Here is a 1,270-nt window from a genome sequence, read left to right as displayed (position 1 = left end):
ACCAATTGGTAGTAGGCAAGAAAGCGTGGACACAATTGAAAGAGCGACTAAAATCCCTCACCCGCAAAACCGCTCCGATAAGTTTTGATGAGCGCATCCAAAAGATTAACGAAGTTCAGCGCGGATGGTTAAACTATTTTCGAGGAACAAGTATCAAAGGAAAACTCATCAACTTGGACGGATGGCTGAGAAACCGACTGCGGTATTGCATTTGGCATGATTGGAAGAAGCCCGAACGGAAGAGGAAAAACCTCATTCGATTAGGAATCGACCAAAGCCTTGCGTATGCATATAGTCGAACTCGGAAAGGAGGATGGGCAGTGGCACAAAGTCCTATTTTAGGAACAACAATCACTATTTCAAGGCTAAAGAAGCGTGGTTACATCGCCATGTTAGAACTTCATCTATCACTTAACCCATCAAGATACGAACCGCCGTATACGAGACCCGTACGTACGGTGGTGTGAGAGGCGTACTCCGTTCGATTATGAGCGGAGCCGTCTACTCGATTATCTGACGTTTTATTTGCAGTCGATATTTGGTGGTTTTAAATAGCCAGTTGCTATGTTACTATTGGTAACTTTATATTTTCTTAAGTTGTTTTTACAGAAAAAGTAGTCAGTTCCTTTTTTTGCGTCATCTCTAAAAAAAACAGGGATTATATTTGAGTTAGTTAAAACACCGTATTTTTTTAATATTTGAGTCGTTTCTTTGTTTGTCTCATCTTTGTCTTTCCAAAGAAATAGTTTGCCGTTTATTTCAATAAATTGATTTGGAATAATATCTTCATTTAAATTACTTTGCGTGTTATATTTATTTTTGTAGTAATCATCACCAAAAATATTTACTACAATTAAGTCTTCATAAATTCCCGAATTTATCCATCTTTGTTCACTTTCTGAAATATCAACAAGTTTTTTTTTACTTAATGGATCATAAATTTTGACATTAAAAACAGTATTTTCTTTGGCTAGTGTATTTTTCTTAATGAAATCTTTCACTGCAATTTTAGCAGCCTCATTTTTATTATTTGTAATTCGCGATTCATTTTTACAGGAATTAAAAATTATAGTTATAAAAAAGATAAAAATAAACACTGTATTTAATAGCAATATCTTTTTAATCATTGCGCTTTTTTTTAAATGGCAGATAACGTTTTGCAGATTTGCGATGGGCGGGATTTTTACCACTAATGTTTATGCGGAGCACAAAACTTTCGGCTATCACAAAACTGTCTGCGGAGCACGAAACCCCGCCTATTGCAAATGTG

At 35.6% G+C, this 1,270-nt stretch carries 2 protein-coding genes; one reads left to right on the top strand and one right to left on the bottom strand.

Features of this window, described 5'->3' with window-relative positions; translation table 11 throughout:
- Window positions 1-467: group II intron maturase-specific domain-containing protein (locus PUH65_RS14855; RefSeq protein ID WP_305532503.1), on the top strand; the 467-nt coding region annotated here is incomplete at its 5' end.
- Between the two features lie 54 nt (window positions 468-521).
- Here the strand turns inward: PUH65_RS14855 and PUH65_RS14850 are convergent.
- The gene (locus PUH65_RS14850; protein ID WP_305520897.1) at window positions 522-1,127 is read right to left on the bottom strand and encodes a hypothetical protein; all 606 of its coding nucleotides are present in this window, start codon (window positions 1,125-1,127) and stop codon (window positions 522-524) included.
- Between the last annotated feature and the right edge of the window lie 143 nt (window positions 1,128-1,270).

Origin of the sequence: Kaistella sp. SH40-3, assembly GCF_030686865.1 — a bacterium.
Lineage (GTDB): Bacteria > Bacteroidota > Bacteroidia > Flavobacteriales > Weeksellaceae > Kaistella.
The sequence above is the reverse complement of the archived record's forward strand: the minus strand, read 5'-3'. Positions and strand labels throughout refer to the sequence as shown.

Excerpts from the sequence above, each read along its gene's own strand:
- PUH65_RS14850 (WP_305520897.1), bottom strand. The coding sequence starts at position 1,127 with ATGATTAAAAAGATATTGCTATTAAATACAGTGTTTATTTTTATCTTT.